The organism is Pseudomonas agronomica, assembly GCF_025917275.1.
Lineage (GTDB): Bacteria > Pseudomonadota > Gammaproteobacteria > Pseudomonadales > Pseudomonadaceae > Aquipseudomonas > Aquipseudomonas agronomica.
On the sequence record NZ_JAOSHO010000913.1, the window covers coordinates 1 to 945 of the forward strand.

Sequence of the window (945 nt, forward strand, 5' to 3'; positions counted from 1 at the left end):
CGGCAGCTCCTACAGGCTCCTACACGCTCCTACATCGCTCCTGCGCAGCTCCAGGCGCTGTTACTGCACCTTTGCCAAATCGCCTTTCAACGCGACGCCGGCCATGATTGCCCCTGCGTGGCATTCGTAGGTGGTGGGGTCCTTGCGTTCGTTGCTCTTATAGAAGCTGACGATGTTGGTGACGGCGTTGGCGCCGGCGTTCTTGGCGGCTTGGTGCAGGCTGATCAGTGCCGATTGCAGCACCCATTCACAGGCCACTTCGTCGGACTTGTTGAAGGCGTTGGTTTTCTTGTTGGTTACCGCGCCCGGGCTGACCACGGTGACGTTGCCGGCCGGTTTGTTGCCGGCCAGGTAGAACTTCACGCTGCCGTCGATCTTGCCGGTGCGGACGGCTTCGGCGACGACTTTGTCGAACGGCAGGTACAGCGCGGTATCACGGGCCTGGCTGAGGCTTGGCAGGGTGCCGAGCAACAGGGCGGCGGTCACGGCGATTTTCTTCAACGGCATCATGGTCTCCTTGACCAGGGGATTAACGGGAATCAATGCCAGCGGCGGAAGATCAGCGAGGTGTTGACCCCACCGAAGGCAAAGTTGTTGTTCATCACGTACTCATTGCTCATCGCGCGGAACTCGCTGCGCAGGTAATCGAGTTTTCCGCATTCGGGGTCGACCTCATCGAGGTTGCAGGTGTGCACGTAGAGGTCGCGGTTCAGCATTTCGATGCTGAACCAGGACTCCAGCGCACCGCAGGCGCCGAGGGTGTGGCCGAGGAAGCTTTTCTGCGAGCTGATGGGCATGTGCTCGCCGAACAGGCTGCTGGTGGCCAGGGTCTCGGCGACGTCGCCCTGTTCGGTGGCCGTGCCGTGGCCATTGACGTAGCCGATGGCGGACGGTTCGAGGCCGGCATCTTCCAGGGCCAGTTCCATGGCGCGGCGCATGGTGCTC

1 protein-coding gene and 1 pseudogene are annotated in these 945 nt (G+C 61.8%); both read right to left on the minus strand.

The genetic code is table 11. The features are described 5' to 3' along the window. Positions 1-60 precede the first annotated feature (60 nt). Positions 61-507, minus strand: a complete 447-nt coding sequence (locus OC610_RS28065) for an excinuclease (protein WP_264432885.1) — start codon at positions 505-507, stop codon at positions 61-63. 32 nt (positions 508-539) lie between these two features. Then, positions 540-945: pseudogene (locus OC610_RS28070) on the minus strand (beta-ketoacyl-ACP synthase); the annotation flags it as partial.

Excerpts from the sequence above, each read along its gene's own strand:
- OC610_RS28065 (WP_264432885.1), bottom strand. The coding sequence starts at position 507 with ATGCCGTTGAAGAAAATCGCCGTGACCGCCGCCCTGTTGCTCGGCACC.